The organism is Candidatus Methylobacter favarea, assembly GCF_902806695.1.
Taxonomy (GTDB): domain Bacteria; phylum Pseudomonadota; class Gammaproteobacteria; order Methylococcales; family Methylomonadaceae; genus Methylobacter_B; species Methylobacter_B favarea.
Window position 1 is genome coordinate 1 of the sequence record NZ_CADCXN010000096.1, and the last position, 21,545, is coordinate 21,545.

Annotated in this window: 24 protein-coding genes; 17 read left to right on the plus strand and 7 right to left on the minus strand. The window is 42.7% G+C overall.

Annotated features, from left to right (window positions below; genetic code table 11):
* Window positions 1-274: 274 nt before the first annotated feature.
* Both HUX64_RS15245 and mscL read right to left on the minus strand, forming a co-directional pair.
* Window positions 275-661, minus strand: a complete 387-nt coding sequence (locus tag HUX64_RS15245) for a hypothetical protein (RefSeq protein ID WP_174627076.1) — start codon at window positions 659-661, stop codon at window positions 275-277.
* Between the two features lie 136 nt (window positions 662-797).
* Complete coding sequence (mscL, locus tag HUX64_RS15250; protein WP_217426563.1) at window positions 798-1,202, minus strand: large-conductance mechanosensitive channel protein MscL; 405 nt, start codon at window positions 1,200-1,202, stop codon at window positions 798-800.
* Between the two features lie 255 nt (window positions 1,203-1,457).
* Between mscL and HUX64_RS15255 the strand changes: the two genes are divergently transcribed.
* The 6 genes from HUX64_RS15255 (at window position 1,458) to HUX64_RS15280 (ending at window position 5,810) form a co-directional block, all read left to right on the plus strand.
* Window positions 1,458-1,655 carry a cytidine/deoxycytidylate deaminase family protein gene (locus tag HUX64_RS15255; protein ID WP_174627077.1) on the plus strand — a complete coding sequence of 66 codons (198 nt, stop codon included), beginning with the start codon at window positions 1,458-1,460 and terminating at the stop codon, window positions 1,653-1,655.
* Between the two features lie 274 nt (window positions 1,656-1,929).
* Window positions 1,930-2,622 carry a phosphate regulon transcriptional regulator PhoB gene (gene phoB / locus HUX64_RS15260; protein WP_174627078.1) on the plus strand — a complete coding sequence of 231 codons (693 nt, stop codon included), beginning with the start codon at window positions 1,930-1,932 and terminating at the stop codon, window positions 2,620-2,622.
* A 5-nt stretch (window positions 2,623-2,627) separates the two neighbouring features.
* Window positions 2,628-3,920 (plus strand): phosphate regulon sensor histidine kinase PhoR, encoded by a 1,293-nt coding sequence (gene phoR / locus HUX64_RS15265; RefSeq protein ID WP_174627079.1) that lies wholly within the window; start codon window positions 2,628-2,630, stop codon window positions 3,918-3,920.
* A 323-nt stretch (window positions 3,921-4,243) separates the two neighbouring features.
* Window positions 4,244-4,837: a DUF502 domain-containing protein gene (locus tag HUX64_RS15270; protein ID WP_174627080.1), complete on the plus strand. Its 594-nt coding sequence runs from the start codon at window positions 4,244-4,246 to the stop codon at window positions 4,835-4,837.
* Between the two features lie 89 nt (window positions 4,838-4,926).
* Window positions 4,927-5,130: a hypothetical protein gene (locus HUX64_RS15275; protein ID WP_174627081.1), complete on the plus strand. Its 204-nt coding sequence runs from the start codon at window positions 4,927-4,929 to the stop codon at window positions 5,128-5,130.
* Between the two features lie 86 nt (window positions 5,131-5,216).
* Window positions 5,217-5,810, plus strand: coding sequence for an NADPH-dependent FMN reductase (locus HUX64_RS15280; RefSeq protein WP_174627082.1), 594 nt, complete (start codon window positions 5,217-5,219; stop codon window positions 5,808-5,810).
* 808 nt (window positions 5,811-6,618) lie between these two features.
* On the opposite strand, the gene HUX64_RS15285 is transcribed toward HUX64_RS15280, so the two are convergent.
* Both HUX64_RS15285 and HUX64_RS15290 read right to left on the minus strand, forming a co-directional pair.
* Window positions 6,619-7,116, minus strand: coding sequence for a hypothetical protein (locus tag HUX64_RS15285; protein WP_174627083.1), 498 nt, complete (start codon window positions 7,114-7,116; stop codon window positions 6,619-6,621).
* A gap of 42 nt (window positions 7,117-7,158) precedes the next feature.
* A complete protein-coding gene (locus HUX64_RS15290; RefSeq protein WP_174627084.1) occupies window positions 7,159-8,586 on the minus strand; it encodes a P-loop NTPase family protein in 1,428 nt (475 codons plus the stop codon).
* 248 nt (window positions 8,587-8,834) lie between these two features.
* Here HUX64_RS15290 and HUX64_RS15295 point away from each other — a divergent pair, with 248 nt between their 5' ends.
* Window positions 8,835-9,218 carry a hypothetical protein gene (locus HUX64_RS15295; protein WP_246247064.1) on the plus strand — a complete coding sequence of 128 codons (384 nt, stop codon included), beginning with the start codon at window positions 8,835-8,837 and terminating at the stop codon, window positions 9,216-9,218.
* 47 nt (window positions 9,219-9,265) lie between these two features.
* Here the strand turns inward: HUX64_RS15295 and nadB are convergent, their stop codons facing one another.
* Window positions 9,266-10,873 (minus strand): L-aspartate oxidase, encoded by a 1,608-nt coding sequence (gene nadB / locus HUX64_RS15300; protein ID WP_174627086.1) that lies wholly within the window; start codon window positions 10,871-10,873, stop codon window positions 9,266-9,268.
* A gap of 202 nt (window positions 10,874-11,075) precedes the next feature.
* Here nadB and rpoE point away from each other — a divergent pair, with 202 nt between their 5' ends.
* The 4 genes from rpoE to HUX64_RS15320 all read left to right on the plus strand — a co-directional run bounded on the left by rpoE (window position 11,076) and on the right by HUX64_RS15320 (window position 14,924).
* Entirely contained in the window at window positions 11,076-11,666 is a 591-nt protein-coding gene (rpoE, locus tag HUX64_RS15305) for an RNA polymerase sigma factor RpoE (RefSeq protein ID WP_174627087.1), read from the plus strand.
* Between the two features lie 11 nt (window positions 11,667-11,677).
* Window positions 11,678-12,226, plus strand: a complete 549-nt coding sequence (locus HUX64_RS15310) for a sigma-E factor negative regulatory protein (protein ID WP_174627088.1) — start codon at window positions 11,678-11,680, stop codon at window positions 12,224-12,226.
* Window positions 12,223-13,221, plus strand: coding sequence for a MucB/RseB C-terminal domain-containing protein (locus tag HUX64_RS15315; RefSeq protein ID WP_174627089.1), 999 nt, complete (start codon window positions 12,223-12,225; stop codon window positions 13,219-13,221). Before HUX64_RS15310 ends, HUX64_RS15315 begins: the two co-directional genes overlap by 4 nt.
* A gap of 305 nt (window positions 13,222-13,526) precedes the next feature.
* Window positions 13,527-14,924 (plus strand): DegQ family serine endoprotease, encoded by a 1,398-nt coding sequence (locus HUX64_RS15320; protein WP_174627090.1) that lies wholly within the window; start codon window positions 13,527-13,529, stop codon window positions 14,922-14,924.
* Window positions 14,925-15,212: 288 nt separating this feature from the next.
* Here HUX64_RS15320 and fdxA read toward each other — a convergent pair whose 3' ends face one another.
* Entirely contained in the window at window positions 15,213-15,536 is a 324-nt protein-coding gene (gene fdxA / locus HUX64_RS15325) for a ferredoxin FdxA (protein WP_174627091.1), read from the minus strand.
* Window positions 15,537-15,982: 446 nt separating this feature from the next.
* Window positions 15,983-16,459 (minus strand): CYTH domain-containing protein, encoded by a 477-nt coding sequence (locus HUX64_RS15330; protein WP_174627092.1) that lies wholly within the window; start codon window positions 16,457-16,459, stop codon window positions 15,983-15,985.
* Between the two features lie 433 nt (window positions 16,460-16,892).
* Between HUX64_RS15330 and HUX64_RS15335 the strand changes: the two genes are divergently transcribed.
* The 6 genes from HUX64_RS15335 to HUX64_RS15360 all read left to right on the plus strand — a co-directional run bounded on the left by HUX64_RS15335 (window position 16,893) and on the right by HUX64_RS15360 (window position 21,367).
* On the plus strand, window positions 16,893-18,086 hold the full coding sequence (locus tag HUX64_RS15335) for a hypothetical protein (protein ID WP_174627093.1): 1,194 nt from the start codon (window positions 16,893-16,895) through the stop codon (window positions 18,084-18,086).
* Window positions 18,079-18,810: a ferritin-like domain-containing protein gene (locus tag HUX64_RS15340; protein ID WP_174627094.1), complete on the plus strand. Its 732-nt coding sequence runs from the start codon at window positions 18,079-18,081 to the stop codon at window positions 18,808-18,810. Before HUX64_RS15335 ends, HUX64_RS15340 begins: the two co-directional genes overlap by 8 nt.
* A 55-nt stretch (window positions 18,811-18,865) precedes the next feature.
* Complete coding sequence (sodB, locus tag HUX64_RS15345; RefSeq protein WP_174627095.1) at window positions 18,866-19,447, plus strand: superoxide dismutase [Fe]; 582 nt, start codon at window positions 18,866-18,868, stop codon at window positions 19,445-19,447.
* A gap of 65 nt (window positions 19,448-19,512) precedes the next feature.
* On the plus strand, window positions 19,513-20,208 hold the full coding sequence (locus HUX64_RS15350; RefSeq protein WP_174627096.1) for an SDR family oxidoreductase: 696 nt from the start codon (window positions 19,513-19,515) through the stop codon (window positions 20,206-20,208).
* Between the two features lie 5 nt (window positions 20,209-20,213).
* Entirely contained in the window at window positions 20,214-20,717 is a 504-nt protein-coding gene (locus tag HUX64_RS15355; protein WP_174627097.1) for a DUF3455 domain-containing protein, read from the plus strand.
* A gap of 38 nt (window positions 20,718-20,755) precedes the next feature.
* Window positions 20,756-21,367, plus strand: a complete 612-nt coding sequence (locus HUX64_RS15360) for a DNA-3-methyladenine glycosylase I (protein WP_174627098.1) — start codon at window positions 20,756-20,758, stop codon at window positions 21,365-21,367.
* Window positions 21,368-21,545: the final 178 nt, after the last annotated feature.

The following is a 21,545-nucleotide window of genomic DNA, read 5'->3' on the forward strand; positions in this document are numbered from 1 at the left end:
TGGAAAACATTTTTTGAAATATCCAAACCAACTGCGTTATTATTCATGTCGGGCTCCTCTTTGCTCCGTTAAATCATTGGGTGCATTTTATGACACCGTGTGGGTAAGGAGGAGTCCATATCATCATTGCGAAAACTATGTTGCATACCCCTTGCTGGGTATGCAACGAGTGAAGCAGGACGGCTGGGGCCGCCGGCATGAGCGGTCGCGTAATTTTTGCCGCTTGTTGGGCAGGGATGCTCATAAAAGCGTTCGCATAAATAGCGACTCCCCGCTATTGCTTATGTTCCTGCATCTTTTGTTGGCGATGCTGCATCATTTGCTCATGCTGCGCCTTCATGAGTTCCAGTTGCTGCTTTTTTAGAGATTCTTTCTTGGCAGGATCTTTCTCTGCCAAAATCTGGTTTGAAAGGTCATGCATCATTAGCATGTGTTCCTGCATGCTACGCATATGTTGATCTTTTTGTGCTTCGGTCATGCCGCCCATTCCCATCATGCCCATGCCTTGATGCATGCCTTGACCTTGATTCTGACCCATGCCCATGCCCATGCCCATGCCTTTCATAGGCTCGGCGGCTTTTTGCGGATCGGCAGCCAAACTCGTCATGCTTAAAGGAAATATCAGTAAAAAAGCGGCTGTTGAGGTATATAAATGTTTCATAGTAATCACCTTGATGTGTTTAATTGAAGCTGAAAGGCACTGTGCCTAAAACATAAAAATTGATAAATTTTAAAAGCCTTCTCCTGGTCTAGTGTTGCATTGAATTAGATAGGCTGCTGATTTTGGTTAATAAAGATTATTTTCCTGCTTTGAGCAAATCCCGGATTTCGGTTAGCAATAATTCTTCCCTGGACGGTTCCGGCTTCCCTGCAGGAACTGCTTCATCCTTTTTCTTGAGATTGCTGATGACCTTGACCATTATAAAAATAGCAAAGGCAATGATCGTAAAATCAACCACGGTCTGAATGAAATTACCATAATTAAGCGTGACGGCAGTCGCCTTGCCAGTCGCTTCTCGCAGGGTAAAGGCGAGCTTGGTAAAGTCCACTCCTCCTATTAATACGCCGATTGGCGGCATGATCACATCAGCTACAAGGGAGGAAACAATTTTGCCGAAAGCAGCGCCAATAATTATACCTACTGCCATGTCAATAGCATTTCCTTTTACAGCAAATTCCTTAAATTCTTGCAACATACTCATAATCATTTCTTTATTTTTGTTTGATAAAAGGGTTATGGCAATTATTTATCACACTGATCCTTTACAACTTATTCAGGATCAGTTGCGCTTACTATAATAGGCATAAAAGTACAGTTGATTAAATATTAAATTTTATAGAAGCGATAAAATGACGCTTGAGGATTGATGCTCAGGCGCTTAACCTGGCTTTACTGAAACATGAACTTCTAATGGTGGCGCCTATTCCCCGCGCTACGATTGACATTAACAGGCAGTATGGATCAGTCCTTACTTAATTCGACTTTTCATGGACAAATGGTTGCGATTAATCGATGTGCTGAACTGTACAGCCTGGCAGACCGGAGCGAATTCGATCTGCATGCGACAGCACAGCCTTGTTCAATGGGCCAAAGAGCCATTGAGTGGACAGGCATCGTTTTTACTCTGGGACATCTTGTTTCTTATTTTTCCTGAAGTTTGATGGCAACTTGGTATTTGTGCTGCAAAAGTGAGCGTGCAGAATTCTTTCTGCCACAGTTGTACCGTTGGCGGTATTGTGAAAGCTGAATGCCGTGCTTTGTTTAATGACTCACCCAACGGCATATTTCATAATCCTACCTCCCTGGACTTGGCTAGGGCTTGCCGAAAAAGCCATGACTCTTAGTCATTTCATAGGTCATCCTTTTGTCATAAAGAGGTAATATGTGCTTTGTTACAATGTAATATTTATTTTCCTCTCTATTTAATTATGTCCAGACTTACTATTCTCGTTGTTGAAGATGAAGATGCTATCAGAGGGATGTTAATGATGGTGCTTGAACAGGCCGGTTTTAAATCCATTGCCGCAGCCGATGCTGCCGAGGCGCAAAAAGTCCTGGATGAGAATGCGCCTGACCTGATTTTGCTCGACTGGATGCTGCCGGGTATAAGTGGAGTTGAATGGGCCCGGCGTTTGAAAAAAGAAGCCGTCCATCGTGATCTGCCCGTTATATTGCTGACGGCGCGAGGTGAAGAAGAAGATACGGTCAGAGGTCTCGAAAGCGGGGCTGATGATTATATGACCAAACCATTTTCGACTAAGGAATTAGTGGCGCGTATTCGCGCGGTATTGCGCAGAACCGGAAAAATACAGGGGCTCGCGCAAATTTCACTGGGTGATCTGGTGCTGGATACCGATCAGCACAGGTTAAGCATCAGCGACAAGCAACTGGAGGTCAGTCCGACTGAATTTAGATTAATGCAGTTTTTTATGACGCATCCGGATAAGGTTTACAGCCGTACTCAATTGCTGGATCAGGTTTGGGGGCGTAGTGTGTATATTGAAGAACGCACGGTTGACGTGCATATTCGCCGATTAAGGAAAATTCTTGGCAAATACGGCAAGGAAGATTTGGTTCAAACCGTGCGTGGTTTCGGCTATCGATTTTCATTGCCGGATTAAGCTTTATGAATGCCTGGCAAAAAGAGATAAGCATAGTACTTCTACTGTTAATAATAGTCTCGATAGTAGGCGGATTGACCGGATTCTTTCAGCCTATGCTGTTTATTCTGGTTCTTTTTTTATTAATTTATCAGGTCTACCAGATCAGCCGCTTTGAAAAATGGATCAGCGTGGGGGGAAGAAGGCGCTATCCTGAAACCAGGGGTATTTGGGAAGAAATTTATTATCATGTTTATCGCATCAAGAAAACGGAAAAAAAACGCAAAAAGAAACTGGGTAAAATAATCGACCAGTTTCGCAAATCAACAGAAGCCTTGCCTGATGCAGCCGTAGTTCTGGGAAACAATGACGAAATTGAGTGGGAAAATAAAGCGGCAAGGGAAGTACTGGGACTTAAGCAGTCGGATAAAGGCCAACGTATTCCCAATCTTATTCGTTTTCCGGAATTTATCAGTTATCTCAGATCCGGTAATTATAATGAGGCGGTAATTATACCGTCACCCATAGATGATCGGATTACCCTGGAAGTGCGCGTTGTGGCTTATGGCGCGGGGTTGCGGCTGTTATTGGCTCAGGATGTAACACAGTTAAAGAAGATGGAACGGATGCGCAAGGATTTTGTCGCCAATGTGTCGCATGAACTCAGAACGCCTTTGACGGTATTGAAAGGTTATCTGGAGACCTTGCAGGACATGGATGACGGGAATTCACCCTTATTAACCACTTCATTCAAGGAAATGCAGGCTCAAACCGAGAGAATGCAGCACCTTGTCGATGATCTGCTGTTACTCACCCGACTGGAAACCCAACAAAAAAAGCCCCAGTGTATTAATGTTCCCGAGTTATTAAGTCAGATTTGCAGAGAAAGCGATACGCTGGAAACGGCTGACAGGCGGATCAAATTGACTCTGCAATCGGATGCTCATATTTTTGGCGAAGAGCAGGAATTACGCAGCGCCTTCACTAATTTGTTAAGCAATGCCCTTAAATATTCCCCGCAGGATTCCGTCGTAAAAGTACGCTGGTATGAGACGAATGATTCGATGGTGCTGGAGGTAGAAGATCAGGGGGAGGGCATAGCCGCAGCCGATATTCCCCGTATCACCGAGCGGTTTTACCGCTGTGAAGTCAAGCGCAACCGGAAAGTGAACGGTACCGGTCTGGGCCTGGCTATTGTTAAACATGTCCTGATGCGGCATGACGCAAAATTAAATATCGCAAGCGAATTAGGGAAGGGCAGCCGTTTCAGCTGTCATTTTCCTGTTACCCGGCTTTGTGCCGCCAACCCTTCAATTTAAGGCCGAGTTTAACAGCGTCAAAACGTTCCACCCCGAGCCCTGCTGCGAGTTAAGGGGCGCACGGATGGGTCGAGTCAGATGAAAAAAACAGCTTGGTAATATAGGCTGGCGTCGTAGTCCTTTCGATAACTAATACAGCAATCGGAAATTTGCTTATAATGAAGCGGAGTTTTCTGCAGGTAGAGGCAATCGAATTTTACTGACTGTGGAAATACTTTCAAGACAGACACTATTCATAATAAAAAGTCCGGCAGATACTTGCAGCTTTCCTGTCTGCATCAGATATCATGCTGAAGATAAGGTGTTAAAAACACGGAGAAAAAATGAAAGCACTGATTAAAAAACTACTTAATGATTTTCTGATTGGCATTTTTGCGGTTATCCCTATTGTTATAGTTCTACAAATTATCATTTTTGTAAAATCCCTGGTTTCGAATTTATTTTATCTGGTTTACGGTTATGCCGACAGCTATATTTATACCGTTTTATTTTTCGCTGTCAGCTTTATTATTTTGGTATCGATAGGCCAGAAAATAGCTAAAGAAGGACGCTCATGGGTTATTGCCGGCTTCGACTATATAATTGAAAGAATCCCTTTTTTAAATACTGTGTACCGGGTAATGAAAAAAGTCATTAATATGTTCGCTTCCCGGGAGCCGGCGGCGGTCAAGGAAGTAGTTTATGTTGAATATCCAAAAGAAGGTGTGTGGGTGCCGGCCTATGTCACCAATCGGCTTAATGACAAGTATGTATTGTTTATTCCTACATCGCCTAATCCGACCTCCGGTTTTACCGTAATCGTTGATAAATCAAAATTGATAAAATCGACAATGAATATCGAGGAAGCAAGCAGCTTTATTGTCAGCATCGGCGTTGATTACGGGAAAGCTATAGAAGCGAGCCACTTGCCTCAATAAAAAACCTGGCGGCTTGTCAGGCCAGACCTGCACTATTGCAGGCTCCTTAGCGAACCGGCTGTCCCGTAAATAAAAGAGGAGCAAAATAGATGAAATTTATAATTAAACTTACAATAATAGCGTTATTTATTTCAATCGTCGGCTGCGATGATGACGTTAAACCGATTAAAACCAGTAATACAGAGGCAGTTAAAGCAGGATTGGAGGCTGTGGAAAAAGCCAAGAAAACTGATCAAACAGTTCAGGATGCAGCCCTAAAACAGCAGAGAAAAATAGAGGAAATAACTTGCTAAACTTAATCATTAGTGATGATCCCTTAACCGGCGGACTCATGCTTATTGACCTCGGATGGTAGTTGTTTTTAAAATAAAATAAAAATATGCCTAAAATTCTCGCATTTTCCGGTAGTGCCCGGAAGGATTCCTATAATCAGCAACTGGTCAGGATTGCTGTTTCAGGCGCAGAAAAATCCGGAGTAGACGTTACTCTAATTAATCTGGCTGATTTTCCCATGCCTATTTTTAATCAGGATCTGGAACTGGCCGAGGGAATGCCCCAAAAAGCCGGACAGTTTAAACAATTGCTGATTGATCATGATGGTTTTTTGATTGCCTCACCTGAATACAATAGCGCCTTCAGCCCTTTACTTAAAAATGCAATCGACTGGGCTTCCCGCAGACAGAATAATGAGCCACCGTTACTTGCTTTTCGGGGAAAAATAGCAGTCATTATGGCGGCTTCTCCGAGCATATTAGGGGGTTTGAGAGGTTTGGTATTTTTACGAATGTTGTTAGGCAATATCGGCGTCACTGTATTATCTGCTCAACAGACTATTTCTCATGCTGACAGCGCATTTAATGCGGATGGCTCTCTGATTGATGAACAAAAGCAGGAAATAATTATTAATCTGGGTAGTGGACTGGCTGATACATTGAGAAAGCTAAAAAAGAATAATATTATCGATGAGCCATAAATAGCTTCCCGCGCAAAGTTTGTAAAAAACAGCCGGTTGCTTGTGATGAATAATGCGGCTTTAAATAGCATAAATAATAAATATAAACAATTATTTAAAAAGGGAATCGGCATGCGCTCCTGAGCCGATAATGCCGATAGGCTAGCTAAACGGGTTGCGACAGGAAGACTGTCTATGCTTTCTTTTCAGCTGAAATAGAAACTGAAAGTTGCTCAAAAATCAGTGTTAATAAAAGCAGGGGATAAAATCCACCATTGAATGCATTAACTAGCCATACTTGGCGAAAATTCAAAATAAGTTGAAACAATTAGCCATTTTATCGAGGAGTTCAGAATTGTAATAATCAGAAAAAAAGCTTATTCATGAGCATTCCAAACTGCTGCAGAAATTCAATAAATGCCCCGATTCAGCTGTTTTAATAGGGTCAATTCAATCTATTCAATATGCACTAAAGCCAAGTAGCCTATACAGCAATTTAAAATAGCCAGTAATTTGTTTTCAGTAAAGAATGAATAATTCGGCATGACGCAGCCTTGCCATCACAAAGTCAGGTTATATTGGAAGGGAGTTGATTGATGCTGCCATCCAGCAAAAAGCTACAGTCTTCGTTTTCGAAAGAAATGGTTTTCAGATTCACTGCTCCGGCTTAAGAAAACTATCTTTCGATTAAAAAATAGCCGGAAACAGGATATGAGTTAGATAGCGAAATGAGCAAAACTAATGTCACTTCAGAATGGGAGGCCAGGAATAGAAGTTACTTGCCTGATCTGATTTTATGCAAATTTACTGGATTTTACGGCTGTTTATTTTAAAACAATTGTCCGAGCGCAAAGGCGCCAAAATAAGTGGCCGTAAAATAGAACAGCGCTAATACCGTGCTGGCCAGGATATTTATGGATAGGGTGCATTTTATAATATAAGTTACCATTGCATAATCCCAAAATAGAAGTATTGCAAAGAAATAATAACTTAAAGGGTCTTCGCTTACAGTTAGCCAGATTATTACCGGTACGATGAAGCAAGCGACAATATTCGCACAAAATAAAATGGCGGTGGTTATTTGTATAAAAGCATAGAGCGTTTTATTAAAAAACAGCATAATCCCTATAAACAAGAGAGTTAGTAAGGTAACTATGCTAACTTCAACAAAGGATTCTACAGGGTCATCGGTCATATTCGCCTGCATAAAATACTCGATAACAAAATAGAACAAGAGATTTTGTTTAAAAAAGGCGACCGATCTGGGTAATTCGAGCGGGTCATTTCTGAACCAGCAAAGAGCCAGATAGTGTTTCAGGATAGCCATAGTCAATTACAGCCAGTCATTGCAAGGCTCGCAATTCAACTATCAGGTTCGCGGGATAGTTATGCCCTGGGAATAATCTTCAAAATCTGCTGAGTCCGGACGAGTTTTGAATGACGGTTCATTATAACTACTAAAATTATCATTCAAAGACTGAACCAGTTCTTTGGTTTTATCGGATAATTGGGATAAACGGGCTTTTGTTTTCTTATTCCAGACGACCGGTTCGGTCAACGGAAGCAGCATGTGCACAAATGTCAGGTTTTTTTCATATAGATTGGCTAGATTCTCCATTAAATGAAGTTCTTTTTGCCGGGCATGAAGCCGACTTGAAATTAATTTCGCTTGTAATTTGCTAATAATGAGATGCAAGGGGATTATTATTGCTAATACGATTAGTAGTATTAGCGGGCCGATTATCGGGTCGATCAGGAAATCCAGGATGCCAACTTGAATCTCAGCGAAAATTACCAGCGTAGCAATAAATCCCAGAACCAGTAGGCTGGACATGTTGACGCGTTCTTTCCATAGAACGATAGCTTTTTTTACTTCGGGCATAATTACGCTTTCAATTTCACGAATGCTTTTTTCCAGGGAGTGCAGCACCCGGTAAGAACGGTCGTGCGCAACATTGTTCAGGCGTAGATCTATTTCGGCATAGTCAAGACGGTTTGGCGCGCCGATGCCGTGTTCCTGATTAGGCACGATAATAAATTGGCCTGTATTAAGCCCTGATTCGGAGAGTCTTCGTTGCCACGACGAAATCATATCATTATTCCTGGTCGGGTTCAGCGGTCCGGCGGGGGCGTCGATGAGATAAACGAATTTATTGGAATCCTGGTAAAGGCTGATGGTAGCTACTAGCTCATCAATTAAAGGCGATGTTGAGTCAAAAGTATCAGTAAAAATAAATACCAGGTCAGAGTGTTCAATCGTATGTTTTAGTAAAAGTGAAATAACCGGGTTATTTGAAGCCTCGTTAATATTGGGAGAGTCAATGAATAGCTTGCCTTTTAAATAGTCGCTGTTGAGGGTTTTCAATTCCAGGTAGGAATTAATCCTGTTTCCCTCGCCGTTTTGCTGCTGTTCAATTTTGCGGCTGATTTGGTAAAAAGGAAACCGGGGGTCAACATCCAATGCGGTTCCCGGTAAAATGGACGGACTGGACTGGCTGCCCTGAAGCAGAACGGTAAATTTGTGGCTGGAAGCCTGAATTCCGGAAAGCACATTTTCCGCGCCCAGGTAATTATTTAAAAATCGGGATTTGGCTGTTGAATTACCGCCAATCAAGCTGACTATTGGCCACCATGATATTTTACAGGCAGTTGTTTCATCCATTTCGATGAGTCCCAGATCGTACTCAATCTGATCAAGATCATGAAAAGCTTTGGCTGCTTTCATCAATACCGGATGGTCAGTGGCGAAATGTTTTTCAAGGTTGAGCAGGTATTTGCTCGTAGTCTTTTCATTCATCAGTTTTACCCGCGCTTGTTGAATTTTTTATAGTTATAATGCTGGGAAGTATACACCCGGAATAATTGGATAATACAAAAAATAGGCTAAATATTAAAGGGATTTTATGGAAGTAAACCGCTGTCTCATCGATTGATTATGATACTTTTGATACGTGCGTCCGCACTATTTATAGTATATTGATATTTTTAATCAGTAAGCTATATGGAGAAGATGCAAAGGCTCTAATGGTAAGTAAGAGTATAAATTTGGTTAATTGTCAAAGCTTAATCCTGGTGTTTATCGCGGCGATATTATCAGGGTGTGCTTCTCCTTTTTTTGGCGGTTATGGTCCAAAGGGCCAGTCCCGGAAAGACTTTGCGCGTTATGTGGAACATGTATTTCGTTTACAGAATAATATAACCAGCAGAGTAATGATGATGCTGGAAAGTGAAAGTGAAATTAAAAATCATGATGCTTTGCTTCACGCCGAGCAAGAGATGCAGAAAGTATGCAGCCCTCTTAATGAATATGCTTCACGGGATAGTGAAGGCTTAAGTGTCGGGCTTTTTTTGCAGCGGCGCGTAGAAAGCTCAGCGGCTGATTGCGAACAGGCGGCTCAAACCGTTAAATCCCTGCTAGAGCATCCGTAACCTTTGTATTAAATTTAAAACGGTCCCATGCCGGCCGTGGACAATATTCAGCTATCAGGAGTTAAAATAGTATTTTGCGGTGGTTTAGTGGTATCCGCATCAGGGTAATCCAGGGTGTAATGCAACCCCCGGCTTTCTTTGCGTTGTTGGGCGCAGCGAATAATTAATTCGGCGACAATGACCAGATTGCGTAATTCCAGCAAGTCGCTGGTAACACGGAAATGATAGTAATACTCAGCTATTTCCTTTTTTAGTAACTCTACCCGACTCATTGCCCGATGCAACCTTTTATCGGTTCTGACAATGCCGACGTAGTCCCACATAAAATGGCGCAGCTCGCTCCAGTTGTGAGCCACAACCACTTCTTCATCAGAATCACTGACTTGTGACTCATCCCAAGCGCGGATTTCAGGAGGTCGAGGAATATCGGGCAGCTTCAGCAAAATATTTTCACTGGCCCGGTCAGCGAATACCAGGCATTCAAGCAAAGAATTGCTGGCCATGCGGTTAGCGCCGTGCAATCCGGTACAGGCGACTTCGCCTATGGCATAGAGATTTTCGATATCGGTGCGAGCATAAGAGTCTGTCAATACGCCGCCGCAGGTATAATGCGCGGCCGGAACGACCGGGATAGGCTGCTTGCTTATATCGATATCAAATTTGAGACATTGCCGGTAAATAGTTGGAAAATGCTCCAGTATGAATTGCTTTGGCTTATGGCTGATATCAAGGTAAACACAGTCTATGCCGCGTTTTTTTATTTCCAGATCTATTGCCCTCGCTACAATGTCGCGCGGAGCCAATTCTGCTCTTGGATCGACTTTATGCATGAAAGGTGAGCCATCCGGCAGAATTAACTTGCCGCCTTCGCCCCTTACTGCTTCGCTGATGAGAAAAGAGCCGGCATGGGGATGATAAAGGCAAGTGGGGTGAAACTGCATGAACTCCATGTTGCTAATGCGGCAACCGGCTCGCCAGGCTAAGGCTATGCCGTCGCCTGTTGCGCTTTGTGGATTTGTGCTGTAAAGATATACCTTGCTGGCTCCGCCAGTTGCCAGCACGACGACCCGAGCCGCCATAGTCTTGACCTGTTGTTTTTGGGTGTCCAAAACATAGGCGCCGATAATTCGTTTCTCGGTAGCTTTGGTGTTTTGGGTAGTAATTAATTCGACTACATTATGATGCTCGAATAACTCTATATTTGGGTGCTCCAGGGCGCGCTCAATAAGCGAAAGAGAAACTGCTTTGCCGGTTGCGTCAGCGGTATGAACGATGCGCCGGTGAGAATGGCCCCCTTCCTTATTCAAGTGCAGCCTGATTTCACCTGATAGGGTTTGTTCCTCCGTAAATATCACGCCTTGTTTCCGCAGCCAGTCTATAGAAGTTTTGCCATGGGTAACAGTAAGCGTGACAATTTCTAGATTACACAGTCCCGCACCTGCATCTAAAGTATCCTTAATATGGGACTCGATAGAATCAGCCGCACCAAAAACAGCTGATATGCCGCCTTGGGCATAATAGGTACTGCCGGCGGTTAAGGCAAATTTTGACAGTACCGCGACCCGTATAGAATAATTGGCCAATTTAAGCGCTAGACTCAAGCCAGCGCCACCACTGCCAATGATTAGAACATCATAATTTTGAGAATAAACCATAAAGAAGATATTAATTGAGCTTTAATTATAAGGGTAAAATACCCTGAAGTTTCAAAGCTAAAAATCATATTATACTAAATTTATGGTAAATTGGCTTAGTTGTTATTGTTTTAGGGATAATACTACTTTGAAGAGTAAGAGCATTTTTTTATTTCAATAGAACTTATGCGGTTTAATTAGGTCAATTTAACTATAAAAAATAGTGAACAATCATATCGGGACAAGCGAACAACTAGACGAAGAACTGGTGTTGCGCGTGCAACAAGGTGATAAGTCAGCCTATGATCTATTGGTAATTAAATATCAGCATAAAATCATTCAGCTGGTAAATCGATATGTCAAGGATCCCAGTGAAGCTCAAGATGTGGCTCAGGAAGCTTTTATTAAGGCCTATCGGGCACTGGGCAATTTTCGCGGGGATAGCGCTTTTTATACTTGGCTTTATCGAATTGCTATTAATACAGCAAAGAATTATCTCGTGTCCCGGACCAGAAGAAGCTCTGATTATCAAGTAGATATCCAGGATGCGGAGCAAATTGAAAATGCTCCTCAATTACAAGGCATGGATTCTCCCGAGAGGCTATTATTAAATCAGGAAATAGTTGAAACAATTAAAACAGTGATTGATAAGTTGCCGGAAGAAATGCGCATAGCAATCATGTTGCGGGAATTTGAAGGGATGAGCTACGAGGAAATTGCTCAAGCGATGGATTGTCCGGTTGGTACAGTACGATCGCGCATTTTCAGAGCGCGTGAAGCGATTGATAATAAATTGAACCCTTTGCTTGATTAACGGTGTTTTCGATGTATGAAGATTTAAATCAAAAAATTTCTCAATTCCTTGATAAGGAGCTGGATTATAAGGAATCGTTGAATTTATTAAAGAAGCTTCAGGCGCAACCTGAAGCGAGAAACAAGCTGAACTGTTATGAGACAATAAGTCATGCCCTGAAAGCACATGTGTTTTTAACAGTGAGACCTGATTTTTTTGAACGGATAAGGCAGGAAATTCAGCAGGAACCAGTTTACCTGTTGCCTCAGCTTAAACGTCCGCAGCACACGCAATTCAAGCGAAACCATAGGCTTACTGCAGTGGCTGTATCGCTTGCTATAGTGGCCGTGATTACAACTCATAATATAAATAATACAGCAGATAATATAAAGCCTGCCTCAATTATAGAAGTAGCTCAACAACGAACGCCTGAGCCCGTTTCGCAAAAAAATGAAGCTGAACCTTCAGCCATAAATTCGCAAATCAATGATTATTTACAGGCCCATAACAGCAGTGTTTACACTAACGGCGAGGCTACTTTTCATCCATATGCCCGAGTAACTGCTTACAGCCGGAAATGACAGTGGTAAAAAGTTTTTTTCTTTTGCTGTTACTTTCAGTAAAGGCAGTTTCAGCGGAAGAATCAGGGCTGAATGCATCGCAGTTGCTAAGGAAAATGACGCATGCCATGGAAACTTTAAATTATCAGGGTACTGTGGCTTTTTTACGCAATGGTAAGCTGGAAACGATGAAATATTTCCATGCAGCTGAAAAAGGCAAAGAGCAGGAACGGCTGTTATCTTTGAATTCCCCGCTTCGAGAAATTGTTAGAGATGCAGATAGAGTGAGTTGTGTATTTAAGAGTACAAAACAAATTCTTATAGATCATCGACCTGTGGGACGTTCTTTTCTGATAGATATACCCAAGAATTTGGATGAATTGAAGGCAACCTACAGCTTCAAAATAGCTGGTGAAGAAGAGGTGGCTATGTTGCCCACTTATGTAATTGCTATTCAACCAAAAGATAATTTTCGTTATGTCCGGAAAATATGGATGGAAAAACAGCATTTTTTGCCTCTTAAAGTGGCTCTCTATGATCTCTCGGGGACAATTCTGGAACAATTTGTTTTTACTGATTTACAGGTTAAAGACACTCTGCCTTTTGTCGAGGTTAAAACTCCCCCCACTCCAAATCGTAGGCAGCCCAAATCTCTTCCACACCCTAAAGTATCAATCAAGCAGGTTGCTAAGCTACAGTCTCAAGCCTCGGATGGTCCGGATTTTGATTTAACTGAGCTACCCCCAGGCTTTCGCAAGATATTTTTTACTCGCAGGCCCCTACATAATTCCGATCAGTCCGTAGCTCACTTATTGTTAAGTGACGGTTTTTCATCGATTTCGATTTATAGGGAAAATAAAAATCCCGCTATGCAGGCAGGTCTTCAATCAGTCGGAGCAATTAATTTTTTTAGCCGAATAATAGACGATTCTCAGCTTACGGTGATGGGCGAGGTGCCTGCAGCAACAGTGAAATTGATTGCTGAAGGTATCCAATTAAAGGATACGAATGATTAAAAAACCTCGTTATTAAGTCTTGATTCCCCCATAATCCTGTTAATACATTGTCTCGCAGCACTATTTTCGCCATGACTTGTCCCCGCAATAAATTTTTATCCAAGTCATTTTGAGTTATATTTTTCCACCTTAATAATCCTTTAAGTCTTTACTTGGCACTATTTATAGGAGTTCTGAGGAATTGAGCATAATTGTAATCAGGAAGTTTATTAAAGAGGCATTTTTTGATTCAACGTCAGTGGCAGTGGAGAAAGCCGGTTTGTTATTTTCAAGTTATCTTATCAATTGTTGGGAATGGGGGATTTATGCTCAATAAGGTTATTGGTTGTTTTGTTTTGTTCGTTCTTTTTAACCAACATAGTTTGGCACAACTGCCTGATTTTACGGGGATGGTAAAAGAAAATGGTGCAGCTGTTGTTAACATCAGTACAACCCAGAAGATCCCGGTGGAGAGCGATGATTCAGCGCAGCAACAATTGCCTGAGGGCATTCCTCCTGAAATGGAAGAGTTATTCAAACATTTTTTTAATGGCCCCGGCGGGGGCTATATGCCCCGCGAAACCAAATCATTAGGATCAGGCTTTATTATTTCTCATGATGGCTATGTACTTACTAATCATCATGTCGTAAAAGATGCCACCGAAATAGTTGTCAAATTATCCGATCGACGCGAATTATTGGCCAAGCTGATCGGCTCGGATGCCCGCACGGATGTTGCGCTTTTAAAAGTTGAAGCCACTGATTTACCGGTAGTAAATATCGGTTCTCCTGATCAACTACAGGTAGGCGAGTGGGTTTTGGCTATCGGCTCGCCTTTTGGCTTTGAACAGTCGGTGACCGCCGGCATAGTCAGCGCCAAAGGCCGGAGCTTGCCGGGCGGAAATTATGTGCCGTTTATCCAGACTGATGTGGCTATAAATCCGGGAAATTCAGGCGGCCCCCTGTTTAATATGGACGGCAAGGTTGTCGGTATAAACTCGCAAATTTATAGCCGGACCGGCGGATTTATGGGGCTTTCATTTGCTATTCCCATTAATGTAGTGATGAATGTTGTTGAACAGATAAAGTCCACGGGCAAAGTTTCCCGCGGATGGCTGGGTGTTCAGATTCAGGATGTAACCAGGGAGCTGGCTGAATCATTTGGCATGAAAAGGCCGCAGGGAGCCCTGGTTTCTAAAATAATCCCGGGCAGTCCTGCAGAAAAATCAGATTTGCAGATTGGCGACATTATTACCGAATTTAATGGCCAGCAGATTGAAACCTCGGGCGAATTGCCCCCGATGGTGGGAATGTCGCCTATAGATGGAAAGGCAACGTTAAAGGTTATCAGGCAAGGCGAAACTAAAACCATCGTTGTTAAAGTAGGGCTTTTACCCGAAGTGGATGAGAAATTACCTGAACCCAAAGTCGAGTCAAAACCGACCAATCGGCTGGGAATTACTGTTATTGACTTAACCAGTGCGCAAAGAGAATCCCTTCAGGTTATTAAAAATGGCGTGCTGGTCCAGGAGGTCGGTAAAGGTCCGGCAAAAGATGCCGGAATCCAGCCTGGCGATGTGATTTTACGAATTCAAAATAATAGCATTCGCAATGTTAGTGATTTTGAGAGAATAATAAAGAGTCTTCCGGCAGGTAAATCGGTCGCGGTTTTAATTCAGCGTCAAGGAAATCCGGGTTTTTTGGCACTTAAAATAGATAAATGACACAGGCAATATGAACGGCAGGGGCAGACAGGGCTACAGAGGTGTACGCCCCTGCTCCTGTTTAAGCTGTGCCAAGCAACATGAAAAATCCGGGAGATTTTGAAAAGTAGGGAGAAGCAGTATTAGAAATATAAATATAATTACCGGTCTTACTTCAGAATAAAGAAATCCAGAGCAAGGTTAGAAAAGTCCTGATATAAAAAATGAAATATTATTAATGCGGAAAGGGAATGAATGGTTTCATTTATAATGAATTAAAAATCTATCTATCCGGCATTTAATATTATTTTATTTTTCCAGTAAATCGATTTTAGGTTCTTTTCCATTCCACTCGTCCGCATCAGGCAAGGGCGGTTTCACTTCCGTAATAGCAGGCCATTGTTTGGCCAGCTGCGCATTTAATTGAAGGAATACTTCTTGCCCTTCAGGTAATTCGTCTTCAGCAAAAATTGCATTGGCCGGACATTCGGGTTCACATAATGTGCAGTCAATACATTCGTCAGGATCAATAACAAGAAAATTAGGTCCTTCGCGAAAGCAGTCTACCGGGCATACATCCACGCAGTCAGTAAATTTACATTTAATACAGTTTTCAGTGACTACAAAAGTCATAATTATTACCAGGAAGTTGCGGAAATTAATTTATCTGGCTTCATATATTAACAGAAATCAACCCACGATAGAACACCGGTTGATTAAAGCTTCAATTAATTAATACTGTTCCGAAGTTAAAATTTAAATGAATATATAGCTCAGGATAAAAGCTTATTCCTTGCTTGCGGAATTAAAAAAACACAAAAAATAAAAGTTGTAAATCGTTGACTTTTTGTTAGTGGGCGATCCTTATTGCTAGCCTGGCTTTTTTTAGCTGAATATCGGCAAAAAGTTGGTCAGTGCGACAGGGCATCAGCTGCCCTTTCAAAATTTCTTACCGCATCTTTTGGACTGTCAAGGAATAAAAAAAATCGCCATAAAAATAATTGGCAGCTATTCCATCAGAATTAATTTTCAGCGCGCTCGGCAACATTTTTCCCACTTCCTGATATGCCTGAAAGATTTTAGTTTTCACTCCATTCTGAATAGGGATGAAGAGAAAGGCTATTGTTGTAATATCGCAAATCATGCGTGACTTCCTGGCCTAACCAGTGCGGTTTTGAAAAGTGCAGACCGGTTTCAGCTAGTTCAATTTCAGCGACAATCAAGCCTTTATTCTTGCCTTCGAATTCATCTATTTCCCATGTGTGTCCATCGTCAACGACGAAATGGCGGGTTTTTTCTATCAAGGGTTTTCTGCAGAGCTTGTTTATTATTTCCTCTGCGTCAATCAGGGGAATCTCATATTCATATTCATGCCTGTTTGTTCCGGGTGAGGCACTTTTTATATTCAGCCAGGCGTGATCATCACTTATTCTGACCCTGATTGAGCTTGACGCCTGTGAGCTCAAGTAGCCTTGCCGGTATTTCACGGAGTGGCTAATTTGCTTGCGCCAGTCGCTATTCGCGAGTAAAAATTTATGTTCTATTTCTATAGCCATTATAAGTTAACCTTTAACTTTATTTACGCGGGCTGTAACACTTGAGTTTATAAGGCTTTTAAAAGGCCTTTGCCAGGTGGCAATTATAAATTAAATGATTTCCCATGCTCATCAATTAACCTGCTTAATAGTTATCCGGGATTAATCAAATTTCAGAGCGAATTTATATGCTTGATTACTTACTGGATTTTTTTTGAACTTGTAATAACTTTTTTAGACTCAAATGTTAATAGTCGGATTTGCAAGTTTAATTTAATTTTGCATTCTGTCCACTTTTTAGTGGTATCTCATTATAGATATTCTTCGCCTCTTGATTAGATTTCTAATCACACAGGAGAAAAGTCATGCTGAGCAAGAAATCCCCTCAATCCCGCACCAATAAAGCCAAACCGACTGTTAAAAATTAATTTTCAATGATATAAGGAGATAAATTATGCCTGCTAAATTATTAGATTCAAAAGGTGTTAAGTTAGAAAACCAGCGCTTCACCTGGAAAGAAATGGTCGGCAAACCGATCAGTAAATTGGATGATGATGCTTTTACGCGTATCCGAATTATTTTAATGAATGGCATTGAAATAGACGCACTGCGTTTGAAACATGCCATAGCCCGTTTCAATGGAGAGCTTCGGGTGCCGCTTGCGCAAATTCGGCGTGTAGAGCAGCATCAGGCCACCATGATTAATTGGCTGATATCAGCCGATCATTCCCCGCTTGAAACAACGATTGCGTATGAGCAAGTAGCCATTGAAGTCACGGCGGCGGTAGCTCAGACCGAGCCTGATCCTTATCAGGCCCAAACTTACCGGTTTGGCCTGCTGGAGGATTTTGATCACTTATACCGGTATTCAGCATTGCTGGATCGGCTTGAAGGCAAAGATGCCAATAATATTCTGCAAAGTTATACTGATATAATTCCCGGACGTCTTACGACAAATCATCACCGCGCTCCCGAGGATGATGTACGCAATCCCTATAATTGCCGACAGGCAGCGCTGATCACTAAAATTCATGCAGCCATGATCACGGCGGCCGAGTACCAGACTCATGACTATTACATGAATATTGGCCCCACCTTTGCTGACCCCGTAGCGCGTCAATTATATGCAGAGATCGCTTCCGTAGAAGAACAGCATGTGACCCAGTACGGAGCACTGATGGATCCGGGCGAAAGTTACCTTGAAAAATGGCTGATCCATGAAGCCATGGAAGTTTACAATTATTACAGCTGCGTAGAGCAGGAAACCAATCCCCGCATCAAGGCTATCTGGGAGCGTTTTCTCGATTATGAGCTGGGGCATTTAACTACCGTTAAAGGCTTATTTGAACAATACGAACGGCGCGATTCTGCTGAAGTTCTGGGAAGTTCACTGCCTGAATTTATTGAATTTAAAAGTCAGCGCGAGTTTGTGCGCAAGGTATTAACCGACGAAGTAAATCTTCGCACCCGCGGCACTGAATTCGTTGACCGCAGTCAGGAAAGCACTGCCTCATTAGAGTACCGCAGACATATCTGCTCGGAAGGAGTGGCTGCCGAGGCTGTATCAGCCGGCTACAGGTGGCATGAAGGAGGTGAATTAAATACTAAATCAGATATTAAATCAAAGGGGGAAACAGTGTATGGATAAACAAACTCACTTGGGAATGAATCGCACCGGCATACAGATGTCGCCATTAGATAGTGCGAGTTTAAAAACTATCGCCGCAGAAGTTTCTCCCGATATTGGAGGTAGCAGCGACATGGCGGCAAAGCTTAGAGGTAAATATATTGCTGACGCTAATCCGATAGGTTCTGTACCGGTGCCGGGCAATCTTAAAGGATTGGTGGGTACCGCAATGGAAAAATTAACAGGAAATGATATCGAGGTGCTGGTTGACAAACTGGGCGAAAGACTGGCTTTTGAACGTACGGGTGTACGGCTTTATGATGCCTTATTAGCTAAAACCAGTGTGCTGGAAGACGTATCTGAAGCGATGGTTCAATCCTTGCATCGCTTTCGGGAAGAAGAGTTAGCCCATTTCGAGCTTGCTAAGTCCATTCTGCTGGACCTGGGCGCCGATCCCACCGCCCAAACACCTTGCGCGGATGTAGCCGGAGTAGCGTCATCAGGCATTTTAAAGGTCATTACTGATCCTCGTACCAATCTTGCTCAATCGCTTGATGCCTTGCTAGCCGCGGAACTGATTGATAACGCCGGCTGGGAATTATTGATAAAGCTGGCGGGGCATGTGAATCATGCCGAGTGGATAGAAAAGTTTCAACTGGCACTGAAGCAGGAAGCCCAGCATTTGGCAACTGTTCGATTATATGTGGAAAACGAAATTCTTCGTGACTCTGCGGTACTGGGATAGTAACCTTTGCAAACTAATACTGGTATCATTTAACATTTTTATTGAGGAGAATTAAATGGCTTTTGAACTTCCTGCTTTACCTTATGCTAAAGATGCATTGGCGCCCCATATTTCTGAAGAAACTTTAGAGTATCATTATGGAAAGCATCATCAGACCTATGTCACGAATCTGAATAACCTGATTCCCGGCACTGAATTTGAAAAACTATCTCTGGAAGAAATCATCTTAAAATCTTCCGGCGGTATTTTCAATAATGCAGCTCAAGTCTGGAATCATACCTTTTACTGGAATAGTTTGTCTCCAAATGGGGGCGGTCAACCTAATGGCGCTTTAGCTGATGCTATTAATTCTGCTTTCGGCTCTTTTGCAAAATTCAAGGAAGAGTTTACCAAATGCGCCGTAACTACTTTTGGTTCAGGATGGGCCTGGCTGGTAAAAAATGCTGACGGCAGCTTGGCATTGGTGAGTACCAGTAATGCGGGAAATCCGTTGACTACCGGCCAAACTCCCTTGCTGACCTGTGATGTATGGGAGCATGCCTATTACATTGACTACCGTAATGCGCGCCCTGCCTATCTGGAAGCATTCTGGGCATTAGTTAACTGGAAGTTTGCTGCTGATAATTTTTCAGCTTAACTCTGTGTAAACTGGAAACCTTCTGCGTCTTGTGGTGCAGAAGGTTTTTTTATGGGAGAAATCGCATGGCTACAGTTTTAATTACCGGTTCTAATCGCGGTTTAGGTTTGGAATTTTGCCGCCAGTATGCCAGGGAGGGCTGGGATATTATTGCCTGTTGCCGCAAGCCGGAGCAGGCGTTTAAACTGGATGAACTTGTGCGTCAATATAACACTATCCGGATAGAGGCCCTGGATGTCGCTGATTTCAGTCAAATCGACGCGCTGTCGCAGAAGCTGTCTGATTGTTGCATCGATGTCCTGATTAATAATGCCGGTGTTTACAAGGATCATCGGGAGCATGTTTTTGGCAAGCTTGATTATCAGGCATGGACTGAAACGCTCCTGGTAAATACCTTATCGCCGGTTAAAATGGCGGAAGCTTTTTTACCGCAAATCCAGCGCAGTGAAAAAAAATTAATTGCCAGCATCAGCAGTTTAATGGGCAGTATGGCTGATAATGACGCAGGCGGCAGTATTTTTTATCGCTCAAGCAAAGCGGCGCTGAATGCAGCCATGAAGTCTTTAGCGATTGATCTTAAAGGGCAGTCCATCGGCGTGCTTATTTTTCATCCAGGCTGGGTTAAAACCGATATGGGGGGAACGAATGCTTTAATTAATGCTGATGAAAGCGTTTCGGGAATGCGTTCCGTAATAAACAGTTTTTCATTGGAACACTCAGGCAGTTTTATTAAATATGATGGAGCTCTACTACCGTGGTAAAAGTAATGCTTAAAAAAATATTCCTGTTATGGCTATTGGTGCAAAACAGCGTTAATGCTCAAGATTCAATACCTGAGCAGATTACCGTGCCTGCCGGCAATAGGCCTGTTTTGTCTGCGCATGCACAAGGTGATCAAATTTATCAATGCGTCCTGAATGAAGGCAGGTATTCATGGAAATTAAAGGCGCCTGATACCGACTTATTCGATACCGAAGGCCGGTTAATCGGACGTCATTATGAAGGTCCTACCTGGGAATATAAAGACGGCAGCCGGGTCGTGGGCCGGGTAGTTGATAAAATCGATATTGAGCCGGGCTCTGCAATTTCCTGGTTGCTTGTTGAGGCAATAGCTCATAAGCGCAAGGGTATATTTGCCGATGTGAATTTTATTAATCGTATTAATACGCATGGCGGCTTGCCGCCGTTGGAGGGATGTGATTCCAATCATCCAGGTAGCGAGAAACGGGTTGCCTATGTAGCAGATTATATTTTTTACGCTCCGGAATAAGCCGCAAATTACACGTTCTTCCTGTCTTGTTAACACGTATGAGAAAAAAATGTCCATGGGCACTTAAAAGCCCGCTGGAAGAGCAATACCATGATCTTGAATGGGGGGTTCCGGTGCATGATGACCGGCTGCTCTTTGAGTTTTTGATTCTGGAAGGGGCTCAGGCTGGATTAAGCTGGTCTGTCATTTTGAAAAAACGCGAAGGTTACCGGAAAGCCTTTGCTAATTTTGATGCCGGTCTCGTGGCGAATTATGACGCTAATAAAATCATTGCGCTATTAGCCAATCCTGAAATCATAAGAAATAAGCTGAAGATAAATGCGGCGGTAAGCAATGCCCAAGCCTTTTTAAAAGTTCAGCAGGAGTTCGGCAGTTTTGATGCGTATATCTGGCGCTTTGTTGATGGCATACCTAAACAAAATGCCTGGAAAAACATGGCGGATTTTCCGGTGACTACGTCAGAATCTGATGTTATGAGCAAAGACCTGAAGAAGCGCGGCTTCAAGTTTGTGGGCAGCACTATTTGCTATGCCCACATGCAGGCGACCGGCATGGTAAATGATCATACTACCGACTGTTTCAGGCATGCGGAAATTAGGAATGCTGGTAAAAGTATTCAAGGTTTGACAAAATCTCAAAGAATAATCTAAGAGGACACAAAGAGAAAAATATTTTAATTCAACTAGAGTCTATTGACAATGAATAGGGGATAATTATGCCAGCTGATTGAACAGGTGGGCTACTGGTAAGAAAAGTATGGCACGATGACCCGTGGAAAGGTATTGAACAGAGGGTGCCGGGCAACAAGAGCGACCGGGGCCAGACGGC